Source organism: Nocardia sp. CA-120079, from assembly GCF_050955745.1.
Classification (GTDB): domain Bacteria; phylum Actinomycetota; class Actinomycetes; order Mycobacteriales; family Mycobacteriaceae; genus Nocardia.
The window spans coordinates 6,379,835-6,396,689 of the sequence record NZ_CP192088.1; the positions used below are offsets into that span (position 1 = coordinate 6,379,835).

General features: G+C 65.0%; 11 protein-coding genes. 8 read left to right on the plus strand and 3 right to left on the minus strand.

The genetic code is table 11. From position 1 onward, the window contains the following. Positions 1-117: 117 nt before the first annotated feature. Positions 118-303, plus strand: a complete 186-nt coding sequence (locus tag ACQPYR_RS29495; protein ID WP_433622194.1) for a hypothetical protein — start codon at positions 118-120, stop codon at positions 301-303. Positions 304-772: 469 nt separating this feature from the next. Here the strand turns inward: ACQPYR_RS29495 and ACQPYR_RS29500 are convergent, their stop codons facing one another. Continuing rightward, the gene (locus ACQPYR_RS29500; protein ID WP_433622195.1) at positions 773-1,678 is read right to left on the minus strand and encodes an enoyl-CoA hydratase-related protein; all 906 of its coding nucleotides are present in this window, start codon (positions 1,676-1,678) and stop codon (positions 773-775) included. Between the two features lie 259 nt (positions 1,679-1,937). Then, positions 1,938-3,800 carry a GAF domain-containing protein gene (locus ACQPYR_RS29505; RefSeq protein WP_433622196.1) on the minus strand — a complete coding sequence of 621 codons (1,863 nt, stop codon included), beginning with the start codon at positions 3,798-3,800 and terminating at the stop codon, positions 1,938-1,940. Positions 3,801-4,068: 268 nt separating this feature from the next. Between ACQPYR_RS29505 and ACQPYR_RS29510 the strand changes: the two genes are divergently transcribed. The 3 genes from ACQPYR_RS29510 (at position 4,069) to ACQPYR_RS29520 (ending at position 10,336) form a co-directional block, all read left to right on the plus strand. After that, positions 4,069-7,026 carry an ABC transporter permease subunit gene (locus ACQPYR_RS29510; RefSeq protein ID WP_433622197.1) on the plus strand — a complete coding sequence of 986 codons (2,958 nt, stop codon included), beginning with the start codon at positions 4,069-4,071 and terminating at the stop codon, positions 7,024-7,026. Continuing rightward, positions 7,023-7,760 (plus strand): ABC transporter ATP-binding protein, encoded by a 738-nt coding sequence (locus ACQPYR_RS29515; RefSeq protein ID WP_433622198.1) that lies wholly within the window; start codon positions 7,023-7,025, stop codon positions 7,758-7,760. The genes ACQPYR_RS29510 and ACQPYR_RS29515 overlap by 4 nt, the downstream gene beginning before the upstream one ends. A gap of 1,151 nt (positions 7,761-8,911) precedes the next feature. After that, a complete protein-coding gene (locus ACQPYR_RS29520) occupies positions 8,912-10,336 on the plus strand; it encodes an ABC transporter substrate-binding protein (RefSeq protein ID WP_433622199.1) in 1,425 nt (474 codons plus the stop codon). Between the two features lie 953 nt (positions 10,337-11,289). Here the strand turns inward: ACQPYR_RS29520 and ACQPYR_RS29525 are convergent. Then, positions 11,290-12,264, minus strand: coding sequence for an NAD(P)H-dependent flavin oxidoreductase (locus tag ACQPYR_RS29525; RefSeq protein WP_433622200.1), 975 nt, complete (start codon positions 12,262-12,264; stop codon positions 11,290-11,292). A 291-nt stretch (positions 12,265-12,555) separates the two neighbouring features. On the opposite strand from ACQPYR_RS29525, the gene ACQPYR_RS29530 reads away from it, so the two are divergent. The 4 genes from ACQPYR_RS29530 (at position 12,556) to ACQPYR_RS29545 (ending at position 16,841) form a co-directional block, all read left to right on the plus strand. Further along, complete coding sequence (locus tag ACQPYR_RS29530) at positions 12,556-13,344, plus strand: SDR family NAD(P)-dependent oxidoreductase (protein WP_433622201.1); 789 nt, start codon at positions 12,556-12,558, stop codon at positions 13,342-13,344. A 444-nt stretch (positions 13,345-13,788) separates the two neighbouring features. Beyond that, positions 13,789-14,346, plus strand: coding sequence for a hypothetical protein (locus ACQPYR_RS29535; RefSeq protein WP_433622202.1), 558 nt, complete (start codon positions 13,789-13,791; stop codon positions 14,344-14,346). Positions 14,347-14,388: 42 nt separating this feature from the next. After that, a complete protein-coding gene (locus tag ACQPYR_RS29540; protein ID WP_433622203.1) occupies positions 14,389-15,138 on the plus strand; it encodes a hypothetical protein in 750 nt (249 codons plus the stop codon). Positions 15,139-15,605: 467 nt separating this feature from the next. Beyond that, positions 15,606-16,841: a cytochrome P450 gene (locus tag ACQPYR_RS29545; RefSeq protein WP_433622204.1), complete on the plus strand. Its 1,236-nt coding sequence runs from the start codon at positions 15,606-15,608 to the stop codon at positions 16,839-16,841. The last annotated feature ends 14 nt before the right edge of the window (positions 16,842-16,855 follow it).

A 16,855-nucleotide genomic window follows, 5' to 3' on the forward strand; every position in this document is an offset into this window, starting at 1 on the left:
TCCCCGCTCAGTTCGAGGGCCGAACGCATGCCCGCAGGTGGGGAACAGCCGCGTTCGGGCTGCGTTCGCAGCACCTCGCGAGGGTTGCCTGGGACGCAGGCCACTTCGACACCCCAGGTGGCACTGCTGGAGGTCCCGGAGCGGGGCACGGCCGACGAGCTGGCCGAGCTCGGTGCGGTCTCGGACCCGGAGGGCGTCCACACAACCGTTAGTGCCTCCCAGTTCTCCGACGGCGCGGCTGCGGTGCTGCTGGCGTCCGCCGAGCGGGCTGGCGATATGCGGCTGTCCCCATCGCCTGGGTAATCCTGCCCGGTGGGCAGCGATCCGCGGCTCATGCTGACCGGCCCGATCCCCGCGAGGGAGCGCGTCCTCGAGCGGACCGGGCTCGGTCAGGAAACTTCTTGAACTCCGCGGCGCGGTGGCGGCGGTAGATTTCGCCGATCACCTCGGCGCAGGCGATGTCGGACCCGGGCGGGGCTCGTCAATCAAACCCTCAATGCATTGTCCAAGAACTGTTTTCGCCACTTGGTCACCGTCCAGGGCCAGATACCCAGTCCGGCAGCGACTTCCTTGTTGGACCGCAACCCGCCTTCCTCGGCGCAACCCAGCATGATCCGGCAATGCAGCGCCAACGCCTGTGACGACTTCGCCCGCCGCGATCAGCGCAACAATGCCTCCCGCTCGTCGTCTGTCAGCGCGAGAGGTTCTTCGGTCGACCAGTCCCAGCCACACGTCACAACCGACATCAATTCCCCGAATACCTGTCGCGGCACTAATCCTGTCCGCGGCCTTCTTCGCCAGCGAGCCGTGACATGAGCTCCTCGGCCATGCCAAGGCGCTGCCAAGCCTTCATGTACTCCGGCAAGTCGGACGAGACCCGCATAGGGAACCGTGGCGGCCGCTTCTCGAGGAATGCTTCGACCCCCTCGGCGCAGTCGGCGCTGCGACCTAGGAAGTGGATACCCCGAGAGTCGATCTCGTGCGCCAGCTCGGGGCTGCCAGTGCCGAACATCTGCCACAGCATGCGACGTGAGATCGCGACCGCGACTGGCGAGGTCGCTTCGCGCATCTCCCGTGCGAGCCGGTAGGCGGCCGGGAGCAGGTCCTCTGGCGGGTGGACGCTGCGCACGAGTCCAGCCCGGCACGCCTCGTCCGCGTCGAAGACTCGTCCCGTGAAGACCCATTCGGCGGCCTGGCTGATCCCGACGATGCGCGGGAGGAACCAGGACGAGCAGGACTCGGGCACGATGCCGCGACGGGCGAAGACGAAGCCGAACCGGGCCGCCGACGATGCCAGGCGCACATCCATGGGCAGCGTGGCGGTTGCGCCGACGCCTACGGCCGCACCGTTGATGGCGGCGATGAGCGGCTTGGTACTGTCGAACAAGCGCCGGGCTAGATAGCCGCCGTAGTCCGCGTGGCGGGCCATGTCGAACGGCTCATCGGCCCCCCGCTCGAAGACGCCAGCGCCGTCGCCGATATCCGCGCCGGCGCAGAACGCCCGTCCTCGCCCGGTGAAGACGGCCACTCGGACGTCGTCATCGCTGTCGATACGGTCCATGGCGTCGATGACTTCACGACCCATCGCTCGGGTGAACGCGTTCAGCCGGTCTGGGCGGTTGAACTCGACGGTGGCGATCCCGTCGTCGGTCGAATACTCGATGAACTCGTAGCTCACGGTGCTCCTCTGTGCTTCTAGACGATCTCTTGACGATCTCTGCTGCTTAACCAGGCGGCATCAGCCAGCAAGCGCGGTGCCGCGTCGGCCAGCCGCGCAGTCGGAGGTCCGCGACGGCGGTGTGGCTGTCGATGGTGTAGGCCCCCTGGTTCTGCTCGTACTGAACCGGCACAGCGCAAGTCCAGCCACGGGAGGTCGCTCTCGGGCCAGCCGAAGGCCCATCTCCGCAGCACGATGTCCTCCTCGACCTAGCGACTTCCTAAAGGGCAGCCGCCAACTCCTGCAGCTGGAGTGCCAGCGCGACGTTCATCAGCGAGTCGAGTCGTTCGGGCTCGATCGCGGACAGTTCGCGGATGCGATTCAACCGATAGCGGACGGTGTTCTCGTGCACGACGAGGGCAGCGGCGGTGGCTCGGATCTGCCCCTGAGATCGGGTGAAAGCGACCAGTGTCTGTAGGAGCGCACCCCCGGTTGCCCGGTCGTATTCTCGCAGCGGGCTCAGAAGTTCCTCGGCGAACGCCGCCGCACCAGCCATGCCCTCACGACGAGTAACCAGCCGCGCCAGGGCCAGGTCGCGCTCGATGACAACCCTGGGCGGTGTGTTCGCCTCGCTGAGGAGCAAGGCGATGTCCTCGACCCGGTTGGCCATTCCTGCGATCGCGACAAGCGAGCATGAGGCATCGGAGACGACGACGTGCTGTACCCCGAAATGGTCGACGAGGTTCGGTAGTGCTCGTCGCAGCGCTGTGGTGAGTCTGCCGTCGGAGGCGCCCAGCTCGTCCACCGGCACCTCCAGCAGCAACAAGTCGGCGCCGGGCACGGCGGTCCCGGTGAAGGCTCGTCCCGCTCCGTCCAGTAGACGGTCCAGTACAGCGAGGAGGTCCTCCCGATGGTGCACAAGGCTGTAGGTCCGGCCGCTGTTACGCGGATACTGCAGGCGCAACACGACGTGGCGCCGCTCGAGGTCGATGCCTAAGCGCTCGGCGTATTGAGCCAGCGACTCCGCATCGCGGCGGGGATGGAGCATCTCGACGAAACACTCCTCGCGCTCCCGTCTCTCACGATCAGCGTTACGTTCGTCAATGACCAGCTTGAGCGCGATCGCCATCGAGGCTTCCTCGAGCGATTTCGCGTCGACCGCGCTGAAGGGGTGCCCGACCTCGCAGAGCTCCAGGTAGCCCGCGCAGCGTTCACCCACGGCCAGTCGTACGAGCAATCGCCGCCACCGCGTGTCAGGGCCGGCGTGCAGTACGACGCTCGAGCTGCCGTTCTGCAGAGACGCGATGCTGGCCCGCACCCACGCCAGCTCCAACTGCTCTGCGGTAAGTCCCGGACAGCGGCGCACCGTCGACCGCTCCGGCGCTGCCCATTCGGTCACACGGAGTTCGGCCGAATACAAGACCACCGGCTTGCCAAGTAGCCGGGCAACCAACTCAAGAGTCTGCGGAATGTCGCGGCCGTCGAGAACCGCGCGCGTCACCAGGTTGTGCACCTTGGCCGAGGTGCCCAGCACCTTGCGCTGGTCGTCGATCACCTTGACTCGTTCCCCAAGCTGCCGGTACAGCCACGCTTGTTGGACGGCCAGCGCGCAGAGTCTGGCGAAGGTCTGCGCGAGCTTGACATCGTGCTGGGAGTAGGTTCGCTTCTGATCGTCGTTGTCGACGAAGATGACACCGATGACCTCGCCGTCGAACACCAGCGGCACCCCCAGCATGTCGCTCGAGCCCCAGCGTCGCCTGGCCCGTTGGACGATCAGCGGATCCTCGGTCGCATCGGCGACGACCACCGGCGCCGAGCTCGCGACGATCTCCGCGGTCAGCCGGTTCTCGGGCCAACTCGACACGAGCTTGCTGACGGCACCGTCGATCCGCCGACCCTCACAGCACCCGACGCGGCCGTGCAACCTGCCGTCCTCAGCGCGCAGGTAGACCGAGAACCTAGTGGCACCGATGAGCTCGCACAGTCGTTGGCCGGCGAGTCTGAGGACGTCGTCCACGGGCGTGACGTCCGAGGACGCGAGCAGCGCGACCTCCTCGAACGCTCGGACTGCCCGGCCAGTGAACTCATCCGGGCCGAGGTCGTCGACATCCTCAAGGGCGAAACGCTCGGCGATATTCGACACGGACGACCTCCTGGAACCGATTAGCAAATCGCTAGATCGAGTGGAATGTACTTTGCCGCCCGACGGATCCGCTAGCAGTTCGCCGAACTGGCGACCGCTATGTACCCCGCCTACGCAGCACGGACAGCAAGCACCTCCGCCAACGGGCTGATTGAGGTTACATGATCCCGTTGACATCTCGCTAAGAAAGTGGTCCGATCAGTGAGCTCGACGGGATGGCAGCTGTCCGGGGCATGTGTAGGACCAACTCGGAAGGAGGGCGCTTCCTATGGAGGTCTTCAAGTCATTGGTGCTCTTCGCTCTCATCGGGCTCGGTACGGGCGCGCTGTACAGCGGACTGGGCCTCAGCCTGGTGACAGCGTTCAAGGGAACCGGCGTCGTCAACTTCGCACAGGGCGCGATCGCCATGTTCGTCGCGTTCCAGTTCTCGATGCTGCGCAACATCGGCGTCATGTACTTCCCGTGGCCGCACCTGTTCCCGGGCTGCCCGACGGAGCTGACGATTTCGGACACCGGTGTGGGATGGGTCCCGGCGTTGCTGCTGTCGCTCGCCACCGCGCTCCTGCTCGGGGCCCTCCTCCATTACCTCGTCTTCCGGCCACTTCGCGCGGCGCCCGTGCTGGTGAAGGTCGTCGCGTCCGTCGGCGTCCTGCTGTACGTGCAGGGCGTCGCGGCGAACAACTTCCAGGACCAGTCGGCCGATATCCCGCCGACGCTACCGACCGATACCTGGAACAACTTCCTGGGCCTGGGCAGCGTCCCTTCGCTCTCGATGTATTCGGCGATCACCGTCGTCGGCATCGGCCTCGGGCTCATGGCCTTCTACCGCCACACCCTCCTCGGCGCGGCGACCCGAGCAGCCGCCAGCAACGAACAGGGCGCGATGATCGTGGGCTTCTCCCCCAACCTGCTAGCCCTCGGCAGCTGGCTGATGTCCAGCGCGGTCGCCGCACTCACCGGCATCCTCCTCGGCCCGGTCGCCGGCGGCGTCGACACAACCAAGTTCACCCTGCTCCTCATCCCTGCCCTCGGCGCAGCACTCCTCGGCTCGCTACAGTCAGTGCCGCTCACCCTGATCGGCGGATTCGCACTCGGCATGGGCGGCTCGATATGCGTATACCTCTCCGGGTTCCCCTGGTTCCCTGACGAACTGCGCAACTCGGCGTCGCTGATCTTCCCGATCGTGATCATCCTGGTTCTACTGCTGACCCGCGGCTCGAAGCTGCCCATCCGGCACATCGTCGGGCACACACAGCTACCACGCAGCCCGAGCCCGCACCACGTGCTATCGACCTTCCTCATATGCGTCCCCATCGCCATCCTGATCGGCTGGTGGCTCGACGGACCCGCCCGCCTCGCCTACACAGCGTCGATCATCGGGGCACTCCTGACGCTGTCCTATGTCGTGATCGCGGGCTACGTGGGACAGATCTCGCTGGCCCAACTGACTTTCGCCGGTATCGCCGCGTTCGCCGCAGCACGACTGCTCTCCGGCCACACCGAGGGCGGCGGCTTCCAGCTCCAGGGACCGGGATGGCCGGTCATCGCTGCCGTGCCGGTGGCAGTGGCGGCGTCGGTGGTGATCGGTATCCTCTTCGCGATACCAGGACTGAGAACAAGAGGGATCCAGCTCGCCATCGCCACGCTGGTGATGGCCTACACGGTGGAAAACCTCTACTTCACGAACTCTGCACTATCGAAGATCGAGGGACAGCCGAACATCCCAGCGCCGACGCTGTTCGGATGGAACATCGGCGTCCAGTCCGCCAATGGGCAATCGGATCGGCTGACCTTCACAATCGTGACTATTGTCGTCGTCGCGCTCTGTGCCGTGGTCGTGGCAAACCTGCGTCGCGGCGGTACCGGCAGCCGGTTCCTCGCCGTACGCAGCAACGAGCGCGCGGCCGCCGGCGTCGGGATCAACGTCTCGACCACGAAGCTGCTGGCGTACGGCGTCGCGGCGGCGATCGCCGGCCTGGCCGGCTGCTTCACGTCCTTCCAGCAGCAGGCCGTCGGCTCGACGGTGTACGCGACGCTCACCGGCCTGTCTGTCATCGCCTTCGCCTACATCGGCGGCATCACCACGATCAGCGGCGCGTTCATCGGAGCGTCGATGGTTCCCGCGGGCATCGGGTTCTTCCTGCTGGACAAGGCGACGAGCAGCAGCCACCAGTACATCGCGATCATCGGTGGCACGGGCGTCGTGCTGTCCTGCCTGATGAATTCCGGGGGCGTGTCGCTGGAGGTGCAGCACAATATCGGCCTCTTGAAGAACAAACTGCTCGCGAACCGCGGCAACACACGGCGCACTACGGAACCGGAGCTGAGCCCGGAGCCCGGGCCGAGCACACCGGACGTCGTCGTGGTCGACCACAAAGTGGTGCGCAACGGTTCAGACGAGCCGATCCTCGAGGTCACCGATCTCTCCGTCACCTTCGGTGGCCTACATGCGGTGCAGGACGTGTCACTCACGCTGCACGAAGGGGCGATCGTCGGTCTAATCGGCCCGAACGGCGCCGGTAAGTCGACGTTCATCGAGGCGGTCACTGGCTACGTCCAGCCGTCGTCCGGGCGAGTCAGATTCCGGGGCACCGACGTCACGGGCGCGCCGATCCATCGCCGTGTCGGGCTAGGAATCGCGCGTACCTTCCAGGGCGCGGAACTCTTCGAGGACCTCACTGTCCGGGAGAACCTGCTCGTCGCGGCCAGCACATGGACACCGCTGTCGTGGGTGCTCGATGTCATCATGCCCCGACGGCGCAAGCCGGGAGAGCTGCGCGCGGACGAACTGCTGCGCCGGTTCGAGCTCGGGCAACTCGCGGGCGTCTACCCGAGCGAGCTGTCGCACGGGCAGCAACGGCTGGTCAGCGTGTCCCGCGCACTCTGCACCGCTCCGCAGGTCGTGCTGCTCGACGAACCGGCGGCCGGTCTCGACAACCACGAGACGCAGGTGCTGACCACCAAGCTGCGCGGCCTGCGTGACGAGGGCATGAGCATCGTGATCATCGATCACGACATGTCGCTGATCATGGGCTTGTGCGACTACATCTACGTGCTGAACTTCGGCAAGCTCATCGCCGAGGGGACGCCAACCCAGGTGCAAACCGACCCGGTCGTAATCGACGCCTACCTCGGCACATCGAAGCACGGCGAGACCGATCCTCCGCCCGAACTGAGTGACGGCCGATCCCTCGTTCAGGCCGTCCTCGAGGAGACCCAGTCATGAAGCCGCTGCTCTCGATGACCGATGTCGACGCGGGCTACGGGTCCGCGCGAGTCCTGCGGGGCATCAACTTCGACGTCCGGCCGGCCGAGGTCGTCGTCGTACTGGGCGCCAACGGCGCGGGCAAGACGACACTGCTGCGCGTCGCGACGGGCTTCGTCCAGCCGTTTGCCGGGTCGGTCGAGACGCTCGACGAGCCACCGAAGGACCCGGTGAAGACCGCCCGGCGCGGCGTGGCGTATGTGCCGGAGGAGCGCGGCCTGTTCACCGACATGAACGTCCACGAGAACCTCGCCCTCGGCGCCCGGGGCGCGCGCAGGGAGCGCAAGGAACGCATCGAGCGGGCCCTGGCCTACTTCCCGCCGCTGGAGCGGCTGATGCGACGGCAGGCGGGGCTACTGTCCGGCGGCGAACAGCAGATGCTGGCCGTGGCGCGAGCGCTCGCCGGGGGTCCGAAGCTGCTGCTCATCGACGAGATGAGCCAGGGCCTGGCACCCCTGATCGTCGAGCAGATGCTCCCGCGGATGCGGGAGGTCGCTGCCGACCTCGGTCATGGTGTGGTGCTCGTCGAGCAGCACGTCGATCTCGCGCTCGAGATCGCCGACCGCGCCTATGTGCTGAGCCGGGGCCAGGTGGACATCGCCTGCGACGCAGCCGACCTCATCAAGGACCGCTCAGTGCTGCAGCGCAGCTACCTCGGCAACGTCACCGACCCGGAAGCCGCAACGGCCACCTGATGCGAACGCTGGCCGAGCATGCGCCGGCCCCGGGCTCAGCTCCTATCCGCCACTCGACGCGCCTGTGCATCGACCTCGGCGGCGCGGGGCGCGGTCGGCCAGCGACGGCGGGCGCACGGGTCGATCCTCTCGCCTGGGACCGTCCCGCCGCCGCGTCGGTCGCGTCGAGTATGGCGGGGAACGTCTGCGTCCCAAAGCGGGAAGTGGGGTGGGACTCGAGGATGCGCAACGCGCCACGGGTTTAAGGCGGCCGAGCGGGTCCTAGAGGCGGAAAAACGAGCAGGCACCGCCGCGTCGAGGATGCCGCCCGGCGTCTCGCGGGCCCACCAGCCGACATCCAGCAAGACCACCGCAGAATCTTGGCCACAAGGACCACATTTCGGTGCGGTTGCATCACCAACGTCTCGTAGAGCGGACAGACCTTCTCGATTTCCGCGCGGGATAGCTGGAGGAACCACTCGGCGAACATATGCGAGGGCAGGAAGTTCGCGAAGTCGGCCTGGAACTCGCCGACCAAAGTCGAGCAGGTCGTTGACGATAACCGCCACGCCGTCCTCGAGGCGGATGACGTGCTTTTGGTCTAGAAGCTGGCGAGGTGCCGGGGAACCTCAGTGCGGCATGGTAGGTCGACGTCGGCCGAACATTGCGAAGCTCGCAGATCGGCACGACCGCGTCGCCGTCGATCGCCGACGACCGGCCCTGCCAGTCCACGACTGCCAGGCAGATAGCCTCGTAGTCAGCATGGAACGCAGAAGCGACCGTGCTTGTCACTGTGCGCGACCGCGCACCACTATAGAAGGCCGCTGATCGGCAGCCGCGATTTCATCCTGAACTCGACCTCCCGCATGAAAGTCGCGCGGTTCCGAAGGACCTACCCATGCGCGTCCTGCCCACGGAGTACGACCGGAAGGATAGCGACGAACATTCCTGCTCCGCCACCTGCCTTTTAGTTATCCCGGCCTAAATGCGGCAGTAGCAGTTTCGGCGGTCGCCCAATTCAATATGTCCAGCCTCGACCCGAGAGCGGTTTGGCGGAGTCAACAACACATCGAATGCATTTCGGAAGCGCACTCAACGGTATAGCTGGTTTTCGGCGACACTTCCTTCGGGCCGCGGGCGATCGCGCGTCGGCACATATCGTAGGAGGCAAGTTGATCAACAGGACAATGACGTATCGGCTCGGTGGGAGTGTCACCGTAGCCGTGTTGTCAGCTGCCATGCTCATTGCATGTTCATCCGGATCCGGCGACTCGGCGTCTGGCGGCTCCGCCGGTGGCCCGAGCGCCGCAGGCGCGGCCTGCACGGCGGCGGATCCGTCGCTGGATAAGGACCTCGGCACGAACGCCACGATGGCGCAAACCTTGATCAGTTGCGGCGAGCATTCCCCGCTGAAAGCGGCCGGCACGGCCATCAAGGTGGCGCTGGCGAACCTGCAAGGTGACCCGGCGGCGAACTTCACCGACTACTCCGACGGTATTGCCGCCGCGGTGAACTACATCAATGACACCCTCGGCGGTGTCGGTGCCGACCCGGTGAACGGCAAGGCTGGTGCGCCAATTTCGCTCGATGTCTGCCCGCTCGGACTGTCTCCTGCCGACAACGTGACCTGTACGAACAAGTTCGCGTCGTCGAAGCCAGACCTCGTACTCAACGGCATCAACCCGTTCGGCGCTGGCATGTACCCGCCGCTGGCCAATGCGAACGTGCCGGTGATCAGCAGCTACCCGGTGTCCGACGCCGACATGCAGACCTCGCATGTGCCGGCAATCATCCCGGGCGGCGGGCAGCTGGGCGCCTCGCTCGGCACGCTCAACTACGCGGTGAAGGTGCTGCATGCGAAGAAGCTCGCGTTCGAGTACACCACCCCGCAGGCCGACGCCGCCTACCAGAACTTCACCGCGAACGTTGTCAGCAAGTACCTTCCGGGTGTTGAGACGCAGGGCTTTGGCATGACCGCAGGAAAGGCGAATGCACAGTCACTGGCCGGTTCGATCCTGAACTACAAGCCGGACGCGATTGTGGTGCTGGACGGCCCCGATGGCTTCGCGGCCATGGTGAACTCGCTGACCCAGCTGGGCTGGTCGCCATCGAAGACCCCGATGCTCGCGTGGACGAGCAGCATCGACAACAAACAACTGCCAACGGTGAAGTCGCAGGCGAACGGCTCGATCTTCCTGAGCCCGACCCTTGTTCTGAGCCCGGAGCTCTACACCGGCCTGAAGGCAACCGAGGCCAAGCTGTACACCGACCAGCTTGCCAAATACAAGTCGTCGTCCAAGCCGGACAACGTCGGAGCCCAAGGCTTTGCGTCGATGATGACGGTGTATCTGCTCATGAACGAGTTCGTGGCGAAGAACGGCGGCACCCCCTCGCTGGGCCAGGGTCAGGCCTTCACCGACTTCGTCCTGGGCACATCGAACGAGCACCTGTGGGCGGATGACCCATTCAGCTGCGCCGCTGCGCCGAAGCAGTACCCAGGGGAGTGTGCGATCTCTAGCGCGCCGTACAAGTACACCAATGGCAAGTTCGTCCAGGAAGGATCCAGCTCCAACCCCGCGGCGCTGTTGACGTCATAGCGTGTAGGCAACCTTCGCAGTGGGGGCACGTCGGCGGCGACGTGCCCCCATAATCACAGTGCGGGGACGGCACCGACGGCGGCCTCGCCCAACATCCGGGCCAGGTCGTGGTTGCCGTGCCTGGTTGCGAGTCGCCCTTCCCTCCCAGCGGATTCCTTCACCCGGGGCGCAACGAGCCCTGGCAACCAGGCGCCTGGGAAACGAAGTGACGTCCAGCCCGACGTCGACGCGGACCGGCATCCGGCATGGCGTCACCGCCCTGGATATCAGCAGGGGTCAGGTGATCGGCTCGATCCAACGTCGCCACCGGCCGGTTGAGTTCAAGAATTTCCTGACCAAGCTGGACACTGAAATTCCGGCCAGCCTTGATGCGCACCTGATCTGGGATAGTTACACCACTCGCAAAAAGCCGCACAATCGAGAATTGGCTGGCGGCGCAATCTCCGTTTTAGAGGCTTTTCACGCCCGCCTACCCATCCTGGCTCAATCAGGCGGTTCGGGTCGCTCACCAATAAATGCCTGGGGCACAGCGCTTACAAATCCCTCAGCGGGTTGGAGAACAACCTCCGCGACCAGCTCGCCAACTCGAATCGCGCTCCCAAGCCATTCGACTGGACCAAAACCGCGGACACAATCTTCGAGCGCCCCCTCACATCTTCAACGGATTCCCGCACGCAGGACACAAGCTGTCGCGCGAAGTTAATCCTCCCGTCGGCCGACCGCCTCCAGGTCGATCATGTGGACGTGCGCCGGGACGTCGACCAGGTCGATCGAGGCGCCGCCGTGACTCGACCGATGTGCCAGCGCCGTCGGCAGCGTCGGCCGGCACCCTCCCCTCCACGTAAAAGAGAGCGCCGATCACTTCCCTGCCCTCGCAGAAGCCAAGGAGGTAAGGCGGGCACGGCCGTGCCCGCCAGCGCCGAGGCGGTGCTGGCGGGCGATGTTGTGCACGGTCACGAGACAGCGACGGACAGCTGTCGCTCGATGATCTGCTCGGCCTGCGAGATGATGCGTTGCACGAGCTGGCTGACGGTCGGTGTGTCGCGGATCAGTCCCCCGGCGATCCCGACGCTCCAGACGCCTCGGTTTGCGTCACCCGACTCGTACACCTGTCGCCCCCGTGCGCCACTGACCAGGTCACGGACGTCCTCGAAGGCGCCGCCGGCCGCCTCGATGCGCACTACCTCGCGGCTTACCTCGTTGCGCGCCACTCGTGCGGTATTCCGCATCGTCCGGAAGATCAGTTCGGTACTACGTTCGTCCATTTCAACAATGCGGCGCTTGATCGCGTCGTGGACCGGCGACTCAACTGTCGCCATAAACCGCGAGCCCATGTTGATCCCGTGTGCTCCCAGGGCTAGCGCGGCGACCAGACCACGGCCGTCCGCGAATCCGCCGGACGCAACGATCGGGACCGACAGCGCGTCGGCCGCGGCGGGAATCAGCACAAGGCCCGGGATGTCATCCTCGCCGGGGTGTCCTGCGCACTCGAACCCGTCGATCGAAACGGCGTCGACGCCGACTCGCTCGGAAGTGGAGGCATGGCGCACGCCGGTCGCCTTGTGAATTACCTTCGTGCCGGCAGCGCGGAAGTCGGGCACATGGTCCTGCGGGTTGTATCCGGCCGTCTCGACCACCGGCACCTTCGACTCGATGATCACCTGCCGATACTCGGCATACGGGGGCGGGTTGATAGCGGGCAGGATCGTCAGGTTCACCCCGAAGGGGCGGTCGGTAAGCTCGCGCGTCACGCGGATTTCCTTCTCCAGTGCTTCCGGCGTCGGCTGTGTGAGCGCGGACAGGAACCCCATGCAGCCGGCGTTCGCCACGGCGGCGACCAGCTCAGCGCGGCCCACCCACTGCATGCCACCCATGCAGATCGGGTTATCGATGCCGAGCAGCTCGGTCAGTCTTGTCTGAAGCGTCATAGCGGGATTGGACAACAGATTCGGCTTTTCGACGTACCTGCTGCTCGCCGGTCTTTGGAGGTTTCACCAGGAACAACGGAGATCCGACCAACGGCGCGGCCATGGCGACAGTACGTTGTCGCAATGGCGGAGTGGAAACCAATCGATGCAGACAACAGCTTCGATTTAGCACAATGTTAAGGATTGCTAAGGATCGAGTTCGACAGGCCGAAGTCCTCAACGCGGTCGACGGCACGGGGCCGGTGAGTCAGGCGGTACGCCGATCGCTCAATCCTCGAAAGGGAGCAAAACGTGGAGAAAAGTACGTACCCGATTCCCAACTCCTCGACTGATTTGACCGGTCAGGTTGCGGTGGTGACTGGAGCTGGATCAGGACTGGGACAACGGTTCGCAACAGTTCTTGCTGCAGCCGGCGCGTCGGTAGCTGTGGTCGGGCGCCGCGAAGCGCGTCTGGCCGAGGTTGCATCGGAGATCGTATCCCGTGGGGGCCGGTGCCTGCCCGTGGCTGCCGATATCACTCAGGAAGACGCTTGCGTCTCCGTCATTGATCAAGCATCGCAGCAGCTCGGACCGGTGTCCATTCTTGTAAACAACGCGGGCATTCCCGACGCGCGCCGTCCGCATCGGATACCGATTGATATTGTGGATGCCGTCATCAATACGAACTTCCGAGCGCCATTCTTGTTGAGCACTGAAGTCGCAAAGCGACTGATCGCCGACGAGCTGCCAGGAAGAATTGTCAATATATCCTCAAGTACTTCTTTCTATTACACCGGGGGCGCCGCCGCTCTGTACTCGAGCACCAAAGCAGCTATCAATCGTTTAACAGAGGTTCTTGCTGTTGAATGGGTCAAGTACGGAATAAACGTCAACGCGATCGCTCCTGGCGCTTTCGAAACGGATATGATGCAAGGAATGATTGATAGGGTTGGTGACCCATCATCGTCGTTTCCCCGGAAGCGGCTGGGTAACCCGGCTCAGCTCGACAGCACACTTCTCTACTTGGTCTCGCCCGCGTCTGACATGGTCACCGGAACGGTCATCAAGGTGGACGACGCTCAACACGCGCTAGGTGTATAAGGCCTTATGCCAGCGCTTAGACGCTGGCTGATGGCCGGTATTCGGCGGCCGATAGGGCGATGTCAGTTGTAGTACTTTCCGGATCGAGCGTTCCCGGACCGGTCCGCGTCGATCGCCGGCTTGCCGGTTCGGCCGCGTCCGTCACCTACGCCCGGTAACGATCCATCGATTCAGGACAACGGAGCAATTTCACCACCGGTTCGCGATACAAAAGCGATCCAATAGAAACCGCATCCGTTGTCGATTCCGAGAATTGTTTCATTCGAGCGCGGTCGATATGTTCGACTCCAGCCGTGAATACAACCGGCATGATCACGGGGGCCGAATTCCGGCCTGATCGCGTCGTGGCACTGCGCTGCGCTGATCTGGTTTCCATCCTGAACTCAGTGCCAGGACGATGCTTTCCCTCCACATCGTACGAGGGAATGGAAGAGAGAGAACACGATGAGAAAATTCGCCTTGACCCCGATACCGCTGCGAGCCGCCAAGTATGCCCCCACCGCGGCGGGGCTGGTTGCCCTGATCACAGCCTCGGCAATAACAGCGGGGACTGCGACGGCCGACACCGCCACGCCGGACCAGGCCGCGGTGATTTCGCAACCAGTGTCGGCGGACGGATCCGAACAGCCCGGCCCGTCTCCGGCCGCGCCGGTCGATCCCGGCCAGGAGTACCTCGACGCCTTCAGCAGGGTTGCCGGTGCATTCGCCCTCGACTCGACTTCTGGACGTGTCGTGGGTACGGCTGCGGGAATCGTGATCGGTTGTCCGCTGGGGGCGGTGACCGGCGGTGCGTTGACCCTCCCCACCGCGGTCTTGACTCCGGTTGGGATCGTCGGCGGCTGCGTTATCGGTGCAAGCACACTGGGATTCTTCGGGGGTCTGGCCGGCAGCCTGATCACCGGTTCACCGGCGGGCGTGAACGCGCTCAACCAGGAATACGGCGCGCTGCGCGCGAAGGGCCTCATCGCCGCCCCGGGGCCGGACACCAGCACCGCCCGATAACCGAAATCGCCGCAACATCAGTTGAATCAGAAAGCAGTAGTAATGATGAACGTCAAACCCCAAGGCGTGGCTGTTGTCTCACTGGCCGCGGCTGTGGTCGCCTTCGCAGCTGGCACCGCGCACGCCGATGCCGGCTCCCCGGCTCCCGTCGACTCCCCGCAGGCCCCCTTCACCACCGAGGTGGCCCCGGGCATTCGCTTCAGCGACAACGTCGCGACAGGTGTGTCGTCACTGGCCACCCCGCTGGGCACGGTGCTAATGCAAGGCGGGCATTATTCTGTCCTGGATGCTGGCGGCCAGACGGTGGTCGGCACGCCGATCACGGACACCGCCGCCCCGGCGACGCCTGGCCTGCCCGGGACCACCAACTCCGCATCACCGTCGGTGGTGGCACCCGAGATCGCCGCCGCCGCTGGGGTGCGGCCGGTGGCGGGCGGCGATCTCATGTCCGACCTCAACCAGGCCGTAGAGGCCGCGAATCCCCCGATGGGCGCCGCGCTGGCGGTAGGGTCCACGGTCGGTTCGGTAGTCGGCGCGATCATCGGCTGCCCCTTCGGCATGGCAACAGGCGGCACGCTGACCAGTCTGATATCGGTTGGCACACTGACCGTTCCCGCGATGGCGGCAGCCTGTCTTGTCGGCGCGGTCACCTTCGGCGGCTTCGGCGCCGTGGTCGGCGGCGTCGGCCTGGCAATACCGGTCGGCATCGCCGCAGGCGTGCAGAAGTTCAACCAACTGCAGGCTCAGCACTCCGCTAACGAGTCGGCTCCGCATAGCCCGGCAAACTCCTGACGGCAGCAAACCGCAAACGACCCCGGTGGCGACCAGCGGTGCCGGTGCCACAGTCAGGCCAGAACCAACAGCCGCTCTCAGGTCGGCGGGGTACACGCGTCGGGTTCCCGTGGTGGCAGAACGCGACCGCGCTGCCGTGACGATCGATTACCGCGCCCAGGCAGTCGCTGCCATCCTCGGGCTCACCTGCCCGAAGTCTGGAGCCTTCAAGCTCAGGTCTCGTCCGACGCTGTCGCGTCCGATATAGAGGTACGGCCGAAGAGGCACTCCGGCGGTTCAGCCCCTCGGTCGGATGATCATCCGACCGAGGTCGGCGCCCTGGTCGCGTTCGTGTGCCGTGAGCACGCCGCCGCCGTTACCGGACGGGAGCAGCAATGTCGACGTCGGCTCCCTCCAATCTTGACAACAATTAGCTTTTCGTTAAACATACAAGGAATTAGCTTCCTGAGTCCGAAGGAGTTCCGCACGTGAGCTTGGAACCCAACATTGCAGCCGACTTCGACCCTCTCAACCCGGATCTAGCAGAGGGCAATGCCGTCGACGGTGAGCGCTTCTGGCCGGTCGTTGCTGAGTTCCAGCAGAAGTGCCCGGTGGCCCGCGCCGAGACCCACGGCGGGTTTTATTACCTGACCAAGTACGACGACATAAGGCGCGCGGCCACAGACTGGAAGACCTTCTCGTCGTCGCTGCGCGGAGGCTCGGCCGTCCAGTTCGGCCTCCAAGAGCCGCTGCTGCCGCTGGACGCCGACCCCCCGCTGCAGCGAGAGATGCGGACTCTGATGGCGCCGCACTTCACGCCCGCTGCGGCCCAGCGCTCTGCCGACCGGATCAGGGAGATCGTCAACCAGACGATCGACAACTTCGCTGAGCCGGATCGTTGTGAGTTCGTCGAGGAGTTCTCCAACACCGTCGCGCCACTGGTCGTCTTCGAGTGCGTCTTCGGTCTACCGACCGAAGAGATCGAGTACATAGCGCCCATCGCGCACCAGTTCCCGGCCGCCCCCGAGAAGGCTGCGGCCGTGATGCCCGCCTTCCAAGAGTGGTGCCACAAGGTGCTCGCCGAGCGGCGGAATCAACCGCCCCGCGGCGACTTGATGGACGTGATTGTCCACGGGAAGCCGGATGGCCAGCACCCGCTCACAGACTCCCAGCAAGTCTCGACGATGGTCGTCGTCGTGGGCGGAGGCCTGGAGACAGTCGCCCTCGCGTTCTCCAATATGGCGCGCCTGATGGCTACCCGGCCAGAGCTCCGGGCCGAGTTGGAGGCCCCCGACGCCGACCTGGGTCGCGCCATCGAGGAGTTCCTCCGGTACGAGGCACCCGCACCGCACATGGGCCGCGCGGCCCGCAACGACGTGACGATCCGTGAGGTCGACATCCCTGCGGGAGAGCGCGTTGTGCTCGGATACGGCGCCGCGGGCCGCGACCCCGAGATGTTCGAGAAGCCGGACGAGTTGTGCCTGACCAGGAGCAACGCGAACAAGCACCTCGCGTTCGGCGCCGGTGCGCACGTCTGCCCAGGCTCGCACCTGGCTCGTGTTGAGCTGCGGGTCGGCCTCGAGGAGATGCTCCGCCGCCTCCCCAAGTTCTCCATCGACCCAGCCAGTGAAGTCGAGTACCGGACCTCCCTCTCACGCGGAGTTCAGGTACTGCCGCTGGTCTTCGAGAAGCCGATCCCCGGACACCCGAAGGCGCTACGTTGAAGAAGACAAACGGC

Coding starts and splice junctions, on each gene's coding strand:
- ACQPYR_RS29510 (WP_433622197.1), top strand. CDS start 4,069: ATGGAGGTCTTCAAGTCATTGGTGCTCTTCGCTCTCATCGGGCTCGGT.
- ACQPYR_RS29515 (WP_433622198.1), top strand. CDS start 7,023: ATGAAGCCGCTGCTCTCGATGACCGATGTCGACGCGGGCTACGGGTCC.
- ACQPYR_RS29525 (WP_433622200.1), bottom strand. CDS start 12,264: ATGACGCTTCAGACAAGACTGACCGAGCTGCTCGGCATCGATAACCCG.
- ACQPYR_RS29535 (WP_433622202.1), top strand. CDS start 13,789: ATGAGAAAATTCGCCTTGACCCCGATACCGCTGCGAGCCGCCAAGTAT.
- ACQPYR_RS29540 (WP_433622203.1), top strand. CDS start 14,389: ATGATGAACGTCAAACCCCAAGGCGTGGCTGTTGTCTCACTGGCCGCG.